Origin of the sequence: Paenibacillus xylanexedens, from assembly GCF_007680605.1 — a bacterium.
Lineage (GTDB): Bacteria > Bacillota > Bacilli > Paenibacillales > Paenibacillaceae > Paenibacillus > Paenibacillus xylanexedens_B.
In genome coordinates, this window is sequence record NZ_VEIO01000001.1 from 3,125,038 (window position 1) to 3,140,023 (window position 14,986).

The 14,986-nt window shown below is 41.2% G+C and carries 13 protein-coding genes; 5 read left to right on the top strand and 8 right to left on the bottom strand.

From position 1 onward, the window contains the following. Window positions 1–128 precede the first annotated feature (128 nt). The 4 genes from FS818_RS13800 to FS818_RS13820 form a co-directional block, all read right to left on the bottom strand. Entirely contained in the window at window positions 129–1,328 is a 1,200-nt protein-coding gene (locus FS818_RS13800; RefSeq protein WP_145332900.1) for an MFS transporter, read from the bottom strand. 381 nt (window positions 1,329–1,709) lie between these two features. Continuing rightward, window positions 1,710–2,747 carry an ROK family protein gene (locus FS818_RS13805; RefSeq protein ID WP_145332545.1) on the bottom strand — a complete coding sequence of 346 codons (1,038 nt, stop codon included), beginning with the start codon at window positions 2,745–2,747 and terminating at the stop codon, window positions 1,710–1,712. A gap of 558 nt (window positions 2,748–3,305) precedes the next feature. Further along, entirely contained in the window at window positions 3,306–3,575 is a 270-nt protein-coding gene (locus tag FS818_RS13815) for a hypothetical protein (protein ID WP_145332549.1), read from the bottom strand. Between the two features lie 197 nt (window positions 3,576–3,772). Beyond that, a complete protein-coding gene (locus FS818_RS13820) occupies window positions 3,773–5,854 on the bottom strand; it encodes an Hsp70 family protein (protein WP_145332551.1) in 2,082 nt (693 codons plus the stop codon). A 1,154-nt stretch (window positions 5,855–7,008) separates the two neighbouring features. Here FS818_RS13820 and FS818_RS13830 point away from each other — a divergent pair. The 4 genes from FS818_RS13830 to FS818_RS13845 all read left to right on the top strand — a co-directional run bounded on the left by FS818_RS13830 (window position 7,009) and on the right by FS818_RS13845 (window position 11,010). Beyond that, on the top strand, window positions 7,009–7,620 hold the full coding sequence (locus tag FS818_RS13830) for a TetR/AcrR family transcriptional regulator (RefSeq protein WP_145332555.1): 612 nt from the start codon (window positions 7,009–7,011) through the stop codon (window positions 7,618–7,620). A 279-nt stretch (window positions 7,621–7,899) separates the two neighbouring features. Beyond that, a complete protein-coding gene (locus tag FS818_RS13835; protein WP_145332557.1) occupies window positions 7,900–9,222 on the top strand; it encodes an amidohydrolase family protein in 1,323 nt (440 codons plus the stop codon). A 305-nt stretch (window positions 9,223–9,527) separates the two neighbouring features. Continuing rightward, window positions 9,528–10,166 (top strand): hypothetical protein, encoded by a 639-nt coding sequence (locus tag FS818_RS13840; RefSeq protein ID WP_145332559.1) that lies wholly within the window; start codon window positions 9,528–9,530, stop codon window positions 10,164–10,166. A 49-nt stretch (window positions 10,167–10,215) separates the two neighbouring features. Further along, entirely contained in the window at window positions 10,216–11,010 is a 795-nt protein-coding gene (locus FS818_RS13845) for a hypothetical protein (protein ID WP_145332560.1), read from the top strand. 114 nt (window positions 11,011–11,124) lie between these two features. Here the strand turns inward: FS818_RS13845 and FS818_RS13850 are convergent, their stop codons facing one another. The 3 genes from FS818_RS13850 to FS818_RS13860 form a co-directional block, all read right to left on the bottom strand. Next, the gene (locus FS818_RS13850) at window positions 11,125–11,718 is read right to left on the bottom strand and encodes a YdeI/OmpD-associated family protein (protein WP_145332561.1); all 594 of its coding nucleotides are present in this window, start codon (window positions 11,716–11,718) and stop codon (window positions 11,125–11,127) included. A gap of 409 nt (window positions 11,719–12,127) precedes the next feature. Beyond that, complete coding sequence (locus FS818_RS13855; protein ID WP_145332563.1) at window positions 12,128–12,673, bottom strand: DinB family protein; 546 nt, start codon at window positions 12,671–12,673, stop codon at window positions 12,128–12,130. A gap of 67 nt (window positions 12,674–12,740) precedes the next feature. Then, on the bottom strand, window positions 12,741–13,676 hold the full coding sequence (locus FS818_RS13860; protein ID WP_145332566.1) for a helix-turn-helix transcriptional regulator: 936 nt from the start codon (window positions 13,674–13,676) through the stop codon (window positions 12,741–12,743). Window positions 13,677–13,749: 73 nt separating this feature from the next. Here FS818_RS13860 and FS818_RS13865 point away from each other — a divergent pair, with 73 nt between their 5' ends. After that, window positions 13,750–14,100, top strand: coding sequence for a hypothetical protein (locus FS818_RS13865; protein ID WP_145332569.1), 351 nt, complete (start codon window positions 13,750–13,752; stop codon window positions 14,098–14,100). 64 nt (window positions 14,101–14,164) lie between these two features. Here FS818_RS13865 and pstB read toward each other — a convergent pair whose 3' ends face one another. Continuing rightward, complete coding sequence (pstB, locus tag FS818_RS13870) at window positions 14,165–14,923, bottom strand: phosphate ABC transporter ATP-binding protein PstB (RefSeq protein ID WP_397351748.1); 759 nt, start codon at window positions 14,921–14,923, stop codon at window positions 14,165–14,167. Window positions 14,924–14,986 lie beyond the last annotated feature (63 nt).

The window sequence follows — 14,986 nt, forward strand, 5'->3', positions numbered from 1 at the left end:
TAACAATATAAAATTTCCAAAATGTTCTTTTAAATAAGACAAATTATGCTATTTTACGACAACAAAAAAACTCCCCCCACTCCATATTTAAGTGGAAAGAGTTTTGTTGTTGGCTCGACTGTGAAGAACTAAATTAGTTCCTGCTTTCTTTTTAAATACACGTACAACACTACGCCAGATGCTGCGCAAATGACCGCACACAATCCAATAAATCCATATCCCGCCTGAAGTCCGCGCAGCAAGCCAAGCTGAGTAGTGGCACCGTACATGTTTTTCACGCCTTCAATGACCCAACCTATTACATAGTTGCCGATGACACTGCCCACCCCCATGAGCGTAACCGTGAACGTAATCGCCGTATCACTGCCGTTCGGATATCTGCGGGCGATAAAGGCCATCACCGTTGGATAGATCATCGCAATGCCTGCGCCCGATATCGCGAAGAAGATCGCCAGACTCTCTCCTCCTGCAAGCGCGACAAATGTACACACCGCCGAGAAAGCCGAGAACAAGATCAAAGAGAGTACAAATCCGATGCGATCCGTCAACGGCCCAAGCAGCAAACGTCCAAGCGAGAACGTAAGGAAGAATGCAGACAATAGACCGGAGGCTTTGACTGTATCCCACGTGTAGGCTTTCTCCAGAAAGTTAACAAGCCAACCTCCAACCGCCAGTTCCGATACTACGCCAAAAGAAAGAATAAGCACCATCAGCCACAGGGCCGGATCACGTGTTAATGTCTTGAGTGAGGTTCGATCCTCATGGGCAAGATCATCTCCCGGAAATGTACTACGCAGTGCCGCAATGATTGGCAACAGACAGAGAGACAACATCACCAGATACATGCCGCGCCAGTCCAGCAGGTGACCAAATACCGTCAGCGACATCACGCCTGTCGCCAGCAACGGCGCCACCGTTGAACTCAGCCCGTAGAAGAAATGGGACAGGTTCATCATCGTGCCTGTATTTTTCACGAAAATCCGCGCCCCGAGAATCGCCAGCGCAATCTCCAGCATCCCGTTGCCGATGTACATAAAGAAGTACGATGACGCAAAGAGCGGATACGTATGCGATACATAAATGAAGACGCCCGACAGAATCATCGAGGCAAACGAAATGATGCTGACCGCCTTGATGCCCCATTTGCGAACCAGTATAGCCGTAAACGAGCAGGCGATCAGGTATCCAAGAGCGTTCAAGGACAACAACGTGCCGAGCTGTTTCTCATCCAGATTGAAGTCAAACTGAATGCGCGGAATGGCTGGGCCTTTAATATTTTCCGAGATGCCAAATACGATAAATCCAAGAAAGATCGTTGCCAGTTGCATGGCGTACAGCTTGTTAAACTTTCGTTTGTTGCCTTGTGTACCTGCTTGCTGATTCAAAATAAGTTCCTCCATTGTGTCCATATAAGTTGAAACAAGGGTCATTAACCTGACCACTCCGATGACAGAATAACCTTCCAATCGCTGTTATCCCCAGATTTTTTGGATTCCCTTCTCCAAAAGGGAAAATCCGGTGATAAAGGCGCAGACTATGCTTCCGATGTAGCTTTCTTGCAGAAAGCTTTTAGCTCCGCTTCTCCAGGTTTTTTCTGTCCTCTCCGTTACATGTTTAATGAAATTGTTCATTTTATATAAAAGAGTTATACAATTCATTCATCCATTCATCCGAAGAGAGCTCCTTCTTCTGATCAACGTTCTGATCCTTTACCACTGCTTCTCAACTACCTGAATACGGTAGGTCAGGCTTTCCAGCGTTACGGCTACCAGGCCGGTAACATACTCACGCCGGGTGTCGCGGCGAATCATCAGCTCTGGCATATGCTCCTGTGGAATGTGGTGATCTCGGCAGCCTTGGATCAGGCCATCCCGCATCGCGGGGTCCATCGTGTCGCCCGTCACCACAATGGCTGCCGGGTTGATGATTGCGATGATGGAGACCAGCGTCTGTACGACGAGTTCCTGAAGTCCTTCTTTCGTTTTCAACATGCGTAGCTGCTCATCCCGTGATACGCCGAAAGGTAAAAAGGACACCTCACCCCCAAATTGCGTATTCCCGGTAAGCGGCCGACCATCGATAATAAAACCTGCACCCGGAAAATGGTTTTCAGGGAACGTCACCACCGCAAAATTCTTCTCTTCCTCAAATTGCTGTTCGTTGTACAGTCCGTACACCGTCAGATTCATATCGTTACCAATGACCACTTCGATGTCTTCATATTGCTCTTTGAGTCTTAACCCCAGCGGCTGATACATCAGCTCCGGCACATCACAGATACCGATCACACCATTGTGCGCCACCCCTGGTATCCCGATTCCGATAGCCTGCACATTATGGTGTTGGGCGATCAGTTCAACAATCAGTTCCTCGACTACCGTGACAGTAATTTCATCCAAAAAAAGAGTCTGTTCGTCTGCCATCTCTCCGTTCAGGTTGGCATATGTATGCGTGATCGAATGAATGCCGCCTTCCGTACGGATAATCAGACACAGCACACTCGCGTAGTCCGCATTAAATTGATATCGACTCGCCGGCCTTCCCCCGCTCGACTCATCCGGGCCGAGATCGATGATCTCCCCTGTCTGGAGCAGTTCATTCAGAATTGTTCCGCATGTCGCCACGCTTAGTTTGGTCAGGTTTGCAATGGAAGCCTTCGTGCCTATACCCATAGACCGCAGTGTGTTTTTCACAATTTCAACGTTAATGCGTTTGACCTGTTGGGTGTTGTGGGATGTAGGTAACATCGTTGGTTGTGTGCCTCCTTTCGTTTGTATGTATATGGGTTATCGCGTATTCGAGAAAGTATTGGAGGGTAGTTTTTAAAAGTATTTTAATAATTGAAGTTTAGGGGGATTGGTTTGGAAAGTCAATGCTTATTTGGAACAAGATTGAGCTAACAAAGAAAGAAGAAATAGCTTGTACATTTCATTATATTTCACATAATTGTTACTAAATGATAAAATTTAGCTTAAGTGTCAAGGAGGTGGATTTATATGAGTTGGTTCTATTGGCCGGAATTTATCGTTTTAACTATATGTCTTATCGTAGTCTTATTCGGAATCTACTATGTATTTCGTAAGGTGTCGGGGCTCTCAAAAAGAATTTCTAACTTGGAAAACAAAATGAATACAATAAAGAAACATGATTAGTTAATACTCCGGTTTGCGATGGAATTCTCCATGCCTACGTCCATTGAGATGCTTATATGGGGGAATGAATTGGGAGCGCTTATAAAGATTAAAAGGACAGTCAAGATCATTCCTAGAATGATCCTGAACTGTCCTTTTCGTTCATTCATACGGTTATGTAGACTGGCTCATGTGATGGGCCAAGATGCTCTTCTCCAGCCTGACTTCAAATAACTTGCGGTTCAAATCCTGTTCCATCGCGTGAAGGTGATACGCAGCCTGTTTTACCGTGTCCATATGCAACACCCCTGCCCGCTTCGCGATAATGTCCATGGCATCCAGGATGAGTTTGTTACACGTGACCAGTTGATCGACGTAATCGTCTTCCTGCTTTACGAGTTGTGCGTACTGCGAAGCCAGATCATTGCTGTGGGTACTTGTCATGTCACCACTCCTTTTAAGGAGAGGGTAACATAACTTCGGAAAAGATGTGGTACGTAATGAAGTACCAGCTAGGCAATTGTATGAATTCCACATGAAAAATATAGAATCAAATCTATCTATAATACTTTCCGCTCTAATATCAGAATCAAATTTAGTACGAACTTTATTTTTATTCACATCAGTCATTTAAGATATGATTATTTTAAGGATATATTTGATAAGAATGCTTTAAATTGAGCTGATTCCATTTGCTTAAACGCATTCATTTCATCTTCTGTACATATTATCATATCTATATTACCTCCATTATCAATATGAGTTTTGATATAGTAAATATTCATAATTTCCGGATTAAAAAAAAGAGATTTAAGATAATTTTTTCTTCCGTCATTAGGGTTAGTTTCAAAGAACGAAATCTCAAATGCTTTCCCATCTATACTATCGAAACTTATTTTTGAGAAATTAGTATCAGGAATACTCCGTGATTGTTGCCCGTCCTTTGACTCCTTAATAGGTGAAAGAATATTAAAATAAAAATTGTTCTCAGCGGAAAAATAAATTGTATCATTTTCCTTTTCATATCTATTACAAAGTACATCCATGTAAATATGAGAGTTATCCAGAAGTATCTTGCCCTTTGTAACTCCACACATGATACCTGATTGAATAGAAAGGCCTAGTGCAACTGCACTTTCTTCATATTTATCAATTATACTATATTTAGGAAACATCTCTTTGATCAGATTTTTAATCAAAAAAAGTTTTGTACCTTGACCTGTTAAATATATTGATTTATCTCTGAGGTGAAAATTATCTTGGCTAAGGATTACTTTTAATTTCAAGAGCATTTCTTTTATCTGCTGAATAGGATATTCTGTAATTTCAATAAATTTATCCTTTGTGATTTCTAAGTCATAATAAATAACATTTCCGTTCGTGCCATTTAAACACTCAAAAATTAAAGAGACGGTTTCTTGAGAATTAAGCATAATTTTAATTCTCTCTGACTCTTTCTCTATTTGAGTGCACAAAGAATCTGACATCATTATCGAACTTAATCCATACTTATTTTCAATTTCGTTTTGAATATATTTTCTAATAGCAAAATCAAAATCAATGCTTCCGAGGCTTTTATTCCCCAGAGTATACAATATCTCACAAAGTCCGTCCCCAACTTCTGATATTGATATATCTAAGGTCCCTCCGCCCAAGTCTATATTAATTTGAATACTTTTAGCTTGTTCAAAACTTGAAATCAACAGAGCCGTTGAGGAAGCTTCTTGAATTGAACGTGAGATAGTGAAACCAGCTCTTTCAGCTCCTTTCTCAATAATTTCTTTTTCAGTTACTCCAAAATCAGTAGGAATTGATAATAGGATCTTTGAGACTGGCCTTCCTAAATATTCGTAAGCATTCCTATATAAAGATCTGAAGAACAGAGCAATAAGTGATGTTATACTAATTTTTTTATTCCCAATAGAATAATATTTATTTAAGAGGACTAGTCTTTTTATATTTTTCACAATAAAAGACGAATTAGTGTAATGAGAGGAAACTGAAGAGCCAGCACTATATGTACCATTCTCAAAAATTTCAATTATTGTTGGAATTGCTGTGTTCCCTTTAATGTCAGGAATAAAGTAAGTATTAGAGAAGATGTCTTTAATAGTTACTAATGTATAACTTGTTCCAAAGTCAATACACAAAAGAGGATCATCAGTAAGAATAAGATTTTTAGAATTTATTGCATTAGGACGATTTTCATAACAAAAAGTCTCTTCAATTTTTTGGAGGGAAAAGTTTTCAAAACTTTTTAATCCTTCTGCTCCAGCAGAAGGATTATCGTTCATTAATACTTTAGAATTTATAGTGGAATGCTTTTTCAGACTATTATCAATTATAAATGCTACAGTTCCAATAGTAATTCTTTTATTGTTAATTTCTTCATCTTGCAATGTTTCAATTCCACCAATTAAAGAATAATAATCCTTCAATCCATTCTCAAGGTGTTTTGATGAAGCACTAAAAATCTTTTCGCAAAGAAGACGATATATTAATCTTATTCTTTCAATAGACTGATCTTCACAAGCTTTTAACTTTCCTACATGATCATTTATTACTCTAGCATCAATATCATCCATAGACGGACCAATTTGAACTTCTGTATTTTTTAAAACACTTATTACTTCTTCAATAGACGCTTCTGATTCCAGAATTAAATCATTTATACATTCTTTCAGCCCTCTCGGTGAGAGTTCCTCAGGTTCCACTTTTTTCACTTGATTCAACAAATTAACAAGGCTTTTTGATGAATCATCATCACGAAAAGGACAATTCGAAACAATAATAAAATTAGAAAATTTCTGTGGGAACTTCTTAGAAAGTTTAACAAATCTGATGAGACTATTCATAATAGCAGGGTCTTTAATTTTTAAAGGTCCATTTATTAATTGTTTTGTTTTTATTTGAATTGCATGACAAGTGTCATCTTGATTTACAGCTAGTATTTTTCATGATGTTCACAAAATATTTCTTTATAAGGCAACTTTCCATTATACATTTGAGTTGCAACTAGTGCTGTATATGCTACCTGATATCGAAATCTTTTTAATGTCTCGTCGCCATAATCATTCTCTGACAAAATTGTGTACGGAAAAATTTCACTCAAAGATCTCCCCCCTCTTAATTACTTCTTAAATTAGCGATTAAAATTGATATATATATAATATTTCTGTATAGACGATCATTTTCCTCCAACATCCTTTTTACAGCTAGATGAGAACATGCTTACTTCCATAGCCAAAGTTTAAGTAGATTTTGCGACGCGCTGGCCCAAGCTTAATTTTACAATATCACCACTGATTGCACCTCAATTCGTCATCATCACAGGTAATCCATTCGATCAGGCTTGAAAAGAATTGTCTCCACAACCTTTAATGATCTCATCTTGTATGGCTACTGTGCTTCAATATCGGGCTTCGCCCGTGCCGGCATACTCTCTGATCCGTTAATCAAGTGTTGGATTCAAATCTGTTTACTGAACAACGTAACAAATATTACTCACTTTATCTCCTTAAACTATTTAGTACGACCATCTACATACCAAGAAAACGTCCAGTCTGATGTCTCTGCATATTTGTGCACCTGATCCTCAACCACTCCTACCTTCACATCTATAGAATACATCGGACTGAGTTTACTGATTTGGTCTAAGTCATTTGTACACTTTTTATGCCTGCTCCTCTGAATTAATTAACAAAATTCATATTAGTTTCCACAACCTTTAACCTGACTGCATTGCATTAAAGGCTTGTAAGGTAACAGCGCTTATAAAATTCATTTGCCACAGATCACTTCTTCTAATTTGACACCCCCTCCAAAAAGGTCTATTCTAATAACGAATCACTCATTCACTATTAAGGAGTCGTTCCCGATGGTGCAGGCCAAGAAAGATGAAGTCAGGAAAGAGATTGAATATGCGGCGCTCAAAGTCTTTTTTGAGAAGGGATATGCGGATGCCAAGATGAACGATATTGCGAATGAAATCAATATATCGGTCGGCAATATCTATACCTATTTCAAGAACAAGAAGGAGCTATTCTACGCCGTTGTTCCGCCGGATTTGGTGGATTATCTGAAAAAGGTACTGGTGGAGACGATTCATTTTGATAACCAGAACGCGTTTGAGGAAACGAACAGTGAGCAGCGTTCCGTCCTCATGCAGGAACAGATAGATGTGTTGCGGAAGTATCGGAATCAGATTGTCATTATTTTTGAAAAGAATAAAGGTACGATCTACACCAACGCCAAGAACGAGCTGGTTGAGCTGATGATCGACACGAAGAAGGCCTATCTCAAAAATCAATATAAACATTATGAGATCGGCACCGAGGAGAACCTGATTCTGCTGAACATTCTGGCACATAACGTCATCGACATGAATCTGGATTTATTGAAACGAGACATGAGCGAGGACAGCCGCAAGCAAATCTTTGAAGCGTTGTATGTATACCGACTATACGGCATGAAGAGCTTGAACGAATAAGGAATAATGCTTGATCGCTACAAAGCAAAAGTCCACTTTTACCATAGATCACTACGCGTTGCACAGCGTGCAGATCAGTTGTACTTTCCCTGATTTGCACGCAAAAAATAAGCATAGGCAAGTCGATCTATTTTTTTAACCCAAAAATGAATTATAAATTCACTTTTAGACCACAAGAATACTTTGCACAGAGAAAGCAAATAGCACAGAACCGTATCACTCAACTGATTCAACATCTAACATCATGTGACACCACCCACACCCAAGGAGGAACACACCATGAACATCGCTTACGCTTTGAAAAATGTCAACCTGATCCACGGCGACGAAAGCCGCAATTTGCAACCAAACATGACGATTCTCGTCAACGAACAAGGGCGTATCGAGAACATCGCCCCAGATCAGGAACTGAACATCCCCGGTCACTATACAATAATCGACCTTACCGGAAAATATGTGATGCCTGGGCTGATTAATGCACATGTGCATCTGTTTGCCAATGGTAAACCACTCACTCTCTCCGTCAATGAAGGATTGCTGGATTTTGCCTATCATCGGATTTTGAACACTCGATTCGGTCGATATATTTTGAAGAAACGTATGAAACGCAACGCTCTTACCGCACTCCATGCGGGTGTAACGACAATGCGTAGTGTCGGTGAATTCTTTTATACCGATGTGCAGCTGCGGGATGAGATTAACCGCGGAGAGTGGGTCGGTCCGAATCTGCTTGTTTCGGGATTTTTCCTGAGTGTGACGGGTGGACATGGGGCTCCTTACTTGGCGCTGGAGGGTGACTCACCTTGGGAGATGCGCAAGAATACCCGGATTAATGTGAAGAACGGTGTGGACTGGATCAAAATCTGTGTGACAGGCGGAGTAACGGATGCCAAGATGGTTGGCGAAGCTGGGCGTCTGCAGATGACGGTGGACGAGGTCGCGGCGGTCTGCGATGAAGCGCACAAGATTGGGATGAAGGTTGCCGCTCATGTGGAGAGCACGGAAGGTGTGCGCGTTGCGCTTCAAGGGGGAGTAGATACGATTGAACATGGGGCTGAGATGGATGACGAGATTATTCAGTTGTATAAAAATAACCCCAAGGCCCTTCACGGTTACACCGCAGTGATCCCTACCCTGCAAGCCGCTTATCCATCCGCTTCGCTCGATCCAAGTGTGACCAAGTTAAGTGCGACGGTCAAAGAAAATGCCAGACTCGTCTACGACTCCATGCTCAAAGGGGTGCAACAGGCCATCGACAACGGCATCACGATTGGAATCGGAAACGATGCAGCCATGTCCTACGTTACCCACTATGATATGTGGAGAGAGTTGGATCACTATATGAGACAGACCTATCTGACCAATAAAGAGGTCATCGACATGGTCACTCGCAACAATGCTAAAATTCTCGGGATCGACGATGTAACAGGTACGTTGGATATCGGCAAACAGGCCGACTTGATTGTTCTGGAACAAAATCCGCTAGAACAGATCGAAGCCTTATCCAACACGTCGATGGTTATGGTCAAAGGTCATCTGATCCAGAACCCATCCGTTACACACATCAAAGAGGTAGATGAGGTTCTGAATGCTGTGTGGTGAGGTAGAGTTATGGCAAAGTCAGAGTAAAATGTTGAATTATACGTTTTAACCCTCCTCCTAAAAGTTATTAATACTATTTATAGATATATTAATAACTAAAACAAATGCTTATCATTGTCTGTGTACAGTGATGAGCTTAGTCTCCACGATCAATCTTCAGTTAATTTTATGCGGAACAATATTAAAAATTCAATTTTATTAATTTGAATTATATGTAAATAAAGTACTTTAGAACCATATAAAATATTTATATAATTGTATATAATTACCTTTGTAACCAATACATATTTTAGGAGGTAATCATTTTGTTGTTGAAAAAGAGTTTAAAGGTTTTAAGCTTAGTTACAGTGCTATCTTTGTCTTTAGCTATTCCTGTTCTTGCATCCGATTCAGAAACGACTGTTAACAATCGGGCACCAATTGAAGAGTATAAAGATGGAAAACTTTTCATTGATGGAGTACAATTACTTACTGAGAAAGATCTGAAAGATAATTTCAGAAAAAATTTAAAGCCAGTTACTATTCCTAACTCAGGTGACATTGGAACAATGGGAAGAAATTCTTGGACCAAAGTAGCTGAAGCTAACTTCTACACTAGCTACGACAGAGATCGCTACAACAATGTTGCAGCCGGCGCTGTTAAAAGAACGCTCTCAACAAAGTCCGAATTCACAATTTCAGTAAGTGGTGAGACAAGCTTTGGTTTTAAAGATGTCGTTGGATTTAAATTAGCAGGAGCAATTGGGCAAAAATTTGAAAAATCATTGGTCGAAACATATACAATTCCAGCCGGCTGGGTGTATGAACAAAAAAGTGCTATTAAAGTAACACAAGAGGATTATCGTTACACAGACGTCGGAATTATCTGGGATACACAATATAATGCATCAACATTCGACTATAGAGGTTTTGAAACCTGGCTCTGGTCCAATCCAATAAATTAAAACATATAATTAGGGCGGTTCAGCCGCCCTTCCTTAGATCGGAGGAATAATGCGAAAAATTTTAATTAGTTGTTCCATTTTAATTTTATTATCAGGCTGTGTCCAAGATCCTTCTCCTACAACTCTGGAGACATCTACGAAAAAGTCTGAGGAATTACCTAACGAGTATAATGAAAAAATAGCACTACTTGAAAATACTGTTCCTAAAGAAGAAAGTTATTTTTTTCAAACTAAAGAGTTCAAAATATACTTGCCTTATGCTGTAGATTTTATTGACATTTCTAAGATAGAACTATTTTCTGACGGAAACCTTGTAGCTGAAATCCCTAATCAAGAGAGTATTCAACTTCAAGATAAACATATTCTTATTTTACAAGCGAATAAACGTATTAATCATTTTGATACGGTAACATTGACCGATGCACACAATAACCATATCGAAATCCCTGTAGGGGACTACTATTACGAAGGAAAAACTTCGGATGACACCATTCCAAATACTAAGGAAGCCTTCATTCGCAGTAAGCATTATAAACAAGCTAAGGGTTCTTTAGTCTACACCATTGAGTTCACAAAAGTTGAAGGAGCAGACATTCAATTTTCAGTACCTGCATCCATTCAAAAAATCGCTTCATTGGAAGAACAAAAAACAATATCAGAAACAGCAGACACCATAACCTACGAATTCCGCATCGACATTCCGAAAGAATATTTTATAGATCAGGACATTACAAATCTAAACCTAGAATTAAAAGCAGAACAAATCAATCATTCTCTGAGAAAAACGATATTCAAAGCATTTATTCCGGTCAATATCGACGAATATAATACAAAGGCACCTTAATTAAACAGGTGCCTTTGTGCCTTATATATTTGTTCGCCCTAAAAAACCTCAGACTTATTTTGTAGTTCCAGATCGTTTTGAGTACTCGGGAGCATAGACGCACTTACTTACGCATCAGTCATTCAATCCTTTTCCCTCCATAATAGGTTGCATACATTTTTCGATGCGAGATGTCTTGGTCTTAGATTGTTTTGGCTGTGAAAAGTGATACAGATACGCCCGCTGGCGGCCAGGGGTTAGCGCTTCAAATGCTGCCTGGAATGCAGGGTTCGCATCGAATTGCTGCTGAAGTTCCTCGGGAACCGCGAATTGCTCTACTTCCTTTTTTTCTATTTTTAGACCCGCTTGTTCCACTTCGATCGCTTCACGGATGTAAGCTTTCAGAATCTCTTCCTGTTTGATAATCTGCTCCAGATTGGTGAAACGAATCTGGCGACCTCCCTGCACATTATTCGTTTGCTGAATCAGAATACCATGGGGGTCTTTGAGCAGAGAGCCTTTGAGAAACATGATCGCACAATACTCCTTGAAGCCATGAATCAGTACGACGTTTTTCCCATTTACCGTGTAGCACGGATGCATCCATTTGTAATCTTCGGTCAGATCACAGTCTAGGATGATCTCTCTCAGCTTTAACGATTCTTCCTTCCACGTTTTGATTTTGCTTAGATATGCATCTACTTTGGGATTGGTATTGTGCGTAGTCACAGGAATCTTCCTCTCAACCAATTTAGTGGTGCTTTATTCAATCCAATCTAATTTAACTCATTTTGTACCGACTATCTTTTATCCTATTTTACCTTTATTTATCGGTTTGTTTGTGCGGTTTTTCAAGAGATTACACAGCACTACTTCAGAAGCGCTTATCCAACCTGTATTGGCTTCTTGCCTTCAATATAAACCTAGCGGGTTAACCTGGATGCTTCTTCCCAAGAATACGTTATAACTATAGAAAGCTTTTATTGTTTCATACGAAAAGAAGAACCTATAAACGGTCTATAGGCTCTGTGTTACGTACAATTGTTTATTCAATTTTCAACTCTTCTTGTCTCGGAAAATTTCTACGTGTTGTGTGGTATATCTCTCATTTGTAGATGTGTAAGTGCCGTCCCTTACGCTAATCACTTACCAGATTCATTTTCAACCGATCCAGCTGTAAAAAATGATGTTTGTAGTGCATCTCGATCAAATGGAACCACTCTTGTGCGTTTAACGCTCCAAGACGGGGGTGAAGCACTTTAGAGCCTGTGGCCGCTTCTTCTAGAGCAAGAACAGTAGCTGTACTTCGCATCCGATCTACAACCTGCTGAAGTCCTTGAGCCAGTTGTTCCTTACTTTCGGGTTGCAATGGTGTATATTGCGGCGAAGCGGGTACTTTAACCCGAACAGGAGGGAATTGCTCTGCCTCGAATACCTGACTGCCCAGCTCTGTTTTTACCTCATCTGAATGTACGGTGTGCTCATTATTAGTCAAACAATGGTCAATGTTACGCAGCTGCATGAACAGCGCAGATTGAATCAAATGCATGTACATCTGCCCGATGGACCATTCCTCTTCATTCTCTTTTTCCAGTAACTCATCCATACTCAAAAGATTTAATTCTGCTACATACCTCTCTACTGCAGTCTCGAAAGAATTTAATATTTCATTTGTGCTTGTCATCCTGCATACAGCTCCTCTTCATCTTGATTAATTCCCAGTATAAAAAAGCACTACTGACAAGAGTATGTCAGTAGTGCTTCAAGATATTTGTCGCCACCTCCCGCATACGGGCACGCAGAGACTCCGGCTCCAGCACTTCGATATCTCCACCCAAACCAAGCAGGTGAGGCAGAATTTCCTCAGGATAGCGGACACGAAAGTGGAAATGAATACCTTCCACGTGATCGATATAAAAATGAAGGGTCTCCATCATTTTGTCAGCAACTTCTGATTTTGCACGGACAATTACATGCTCACTTCGATCATCCGGTGGCTGGTACCGATTCAGATCAAAATCTGGCGGCAGACTAAATTTCTCTTCCAGAACAGAAAGCTCCGACATCCGTGATAAACGAAAATGACGAATGTCTTGCCGCAAATCACACCTGCCGATCAACACCCAGTTTTCCCGCACCAAGGTGAGTCCGTAGGGAGACACGACACGCTGATTCGAGCGTTTTCCGTCTGATCCCGGCATTTTTTTCGAATACATCAAGCTGATTTTGCGTTGCTCCAGAATCGCGTTACGTATATCGTTAAGATAGCTTCTCACCATGCCAGTTGTATCAGTTCCCATCGGATGAAGCACGCGCATCGTTTCTTGTACACGCGAGGACTGCTTACGAATGGCTTCCGGTAAAATGGCTTCAATCTTGCGCTGTGCAGATTTTGCTTGAATACCATAGGCGGTATCCCATCTCTGTTCGATAAACTTCGCTCCCATGAGCAGCGACACGGCTTCCTCCGCGGTAAAACTAACCGGGGGAAGAAAGTAGCCTTCCATCAGGGAATATCCATGACCTGGGGCACCTGCAATGGGTACGCCAGCCTCGCTTAATGCTTGGATATCCCGATAGATTGTACGCACACTGGTCTCAAACTGAGCAGCCAAATCCTCCGCCCTTATCAACTTGGTTCGTTGTAGTTCCAGCGTGATGGCAAGTTGTCGCTCCGTTTTATTCATGTTTCATTCAGTCCCCTACTGTTTCGTCTTCCCTGTTTATTTATTCTATCATAATCATACTGGAGGTCTGCAAATGAAGAAAAAACGCTGGATTACGAGCGGAATTTTCATGCTTTTCATAAGCATACTACTCCTGAGCGAATTCATGATGTTGTCTTCCCAGAAGGTGGGCTTGATCAATGCAACCTATCGATTCATTTCGGGCGCACCTCATATTCGCACGCAGGGGCAAACCTTGTCTTATCAAGGAAGAATGCGTACGGAGGACATTCTGGACAGCATAGAGCCATATGCAACAAGTGATGACGGAACAACTTTATACAAAGCGTTCGGCACACCCATCCCGCCTCCATGGATTTATGTTAAACATGAGAATGATATCATTTTTCGTTACAAGTACCCTCGTCTCCCCTGGAAAATGTAAATCACAAAAGAGCCTTTCAGACCACATCTGAAAGACTCTCATCTATTACATAAACAGCACTACCTCACCCAAATCGACCGCTGATATAATCCTGTGTGCGCGCATCGACGGGTTCGGAGAACATGCTCTTCGTAGGCGAATACTCGACAACTTCACCGTTCAGGAAAAACACCGTCTGCTGGGAAACACGTGCGGCTTGCTGCATGTTATGGGTAACCATCACGATGGTGTAACGTTGCTTCAGCTCATGTGTCAGTTCCTCAATCTTGAAGGTGGAGACCGGATCAAGAGAGGCCGTCGCTTCATCCATCAACAGAATATCCGGTTCGACCGCTAAAGCACGAGCGATGCATAGACGCTGTTGCTGTCCACCTGACAAACTAAGCGCTGAGCGCTTCAGGTTGTCCTTGACTTCGTCCCAGAGAGCGGCGGAACGCAGACTGTGTTCAACGATCTCATCGAGCTTTTTTTTGCCATGAATCCCGTGCTGTCTCGGTCCAAAAGCAATGTTGTCATAGATGGATTTCGGAAAAGGATTGGGTGACTGGAAGACCATACCGATCTTCTTGCGCAGTGTCTCTACATGTACATCACCACTGTAGATATCGGTTCCACCAACAGCTACGGTTCCCTCAATTCGTGTGCCGGGTATCCGGTCATTCATACGGTTCAGCGTGCGCAACAAGGTAGATTTGCCACAGCCGGATGGACCGATAAATGCCGTAATGGCGCGTTCCGGAATTTCAATTGACACATCTTTCAGTGCCTGAAAGGTACCGTAAAATAAGTTCAGTTTGTTCGTTTCAATAATCGATTGCACCATGTGCCCTCCTGGCGATGAATTGGAATATACTATTTTTATAGCAGACATAACAGGTTTGCCCGC

Excerpts from the sequence above, each read along its gene's own strand:
- pstB (WP_397351748.1), bottom strand. The coding sequence starts at position 14,923 with ATGGTGCAATCGATTATTGAAACGAACAAACTGAACTTATTTTACGGT.
- FS818_RS13835 (WP_145332557.1), top strand. The coding sequence starts at position 7,900 with ATGAACATCGCTTACGCTTTGAAAAATGTCAACCTGATCCACGGCGAC.
- FS818_RS13800 (WP_145332900.1), bottom strand. The coding sequence starts at position 1,328 with ATGCAACTGGCAACGATCTTTCTTGGATTTATCGTATTTGGCATCTCG.
- FS818_RS13815 (WP_145332549.1), bottom strand. The coding sequence starts at position 3,575 with ATGACAAGTACCCACAGCAATGATCTGGCTTCGCAGTACGCACAACTC.
- FS818_RS13805 (WP_145332545.1), bottom strand. The coding sequence starts at position 2,747 with ATGTTACCTACATCCCACAACACCCAACAGGTCAAACGCATTAACGTT.
- FS818_RS13830 (WP_145332555.1), top strand. The coding sequence starts at position 7,009 with ATGGTGCAGGCCAAGAAAGATGAAGTCAGGAAAGAGATTGAATATGCG.
- FS818_RS13865 (WP_145332569.1), top strand. The coding sequence starts at position 13,750 with ATGAAGAAAAAACGCTGGATTACGAGCGGAATTTTCATGCTTTTCATA.
- FS818_RS13860 (WP_145332566.1), bottom strand. The coding sequence starts at position 13,676 with ATGAATAAAACGGAGCGACAACTTGCCATCACGCTGGAACTACAACGA.
- FS818_RS13855 (WP_145332563.1), bottom strand. The coding sequence starts at position 12,673 with ATGACAAGCACAAATGAAATATTAAATTCTTTCGAGACTGCAGTAGAG.
- FS818_RS13845 (WP_145332560.1), top strand. The coding sequence starts at position 10,216 with ATGCGAAAAATTTTAATTAGTTGTTCCATTTTAATTTTATTATCAGGC.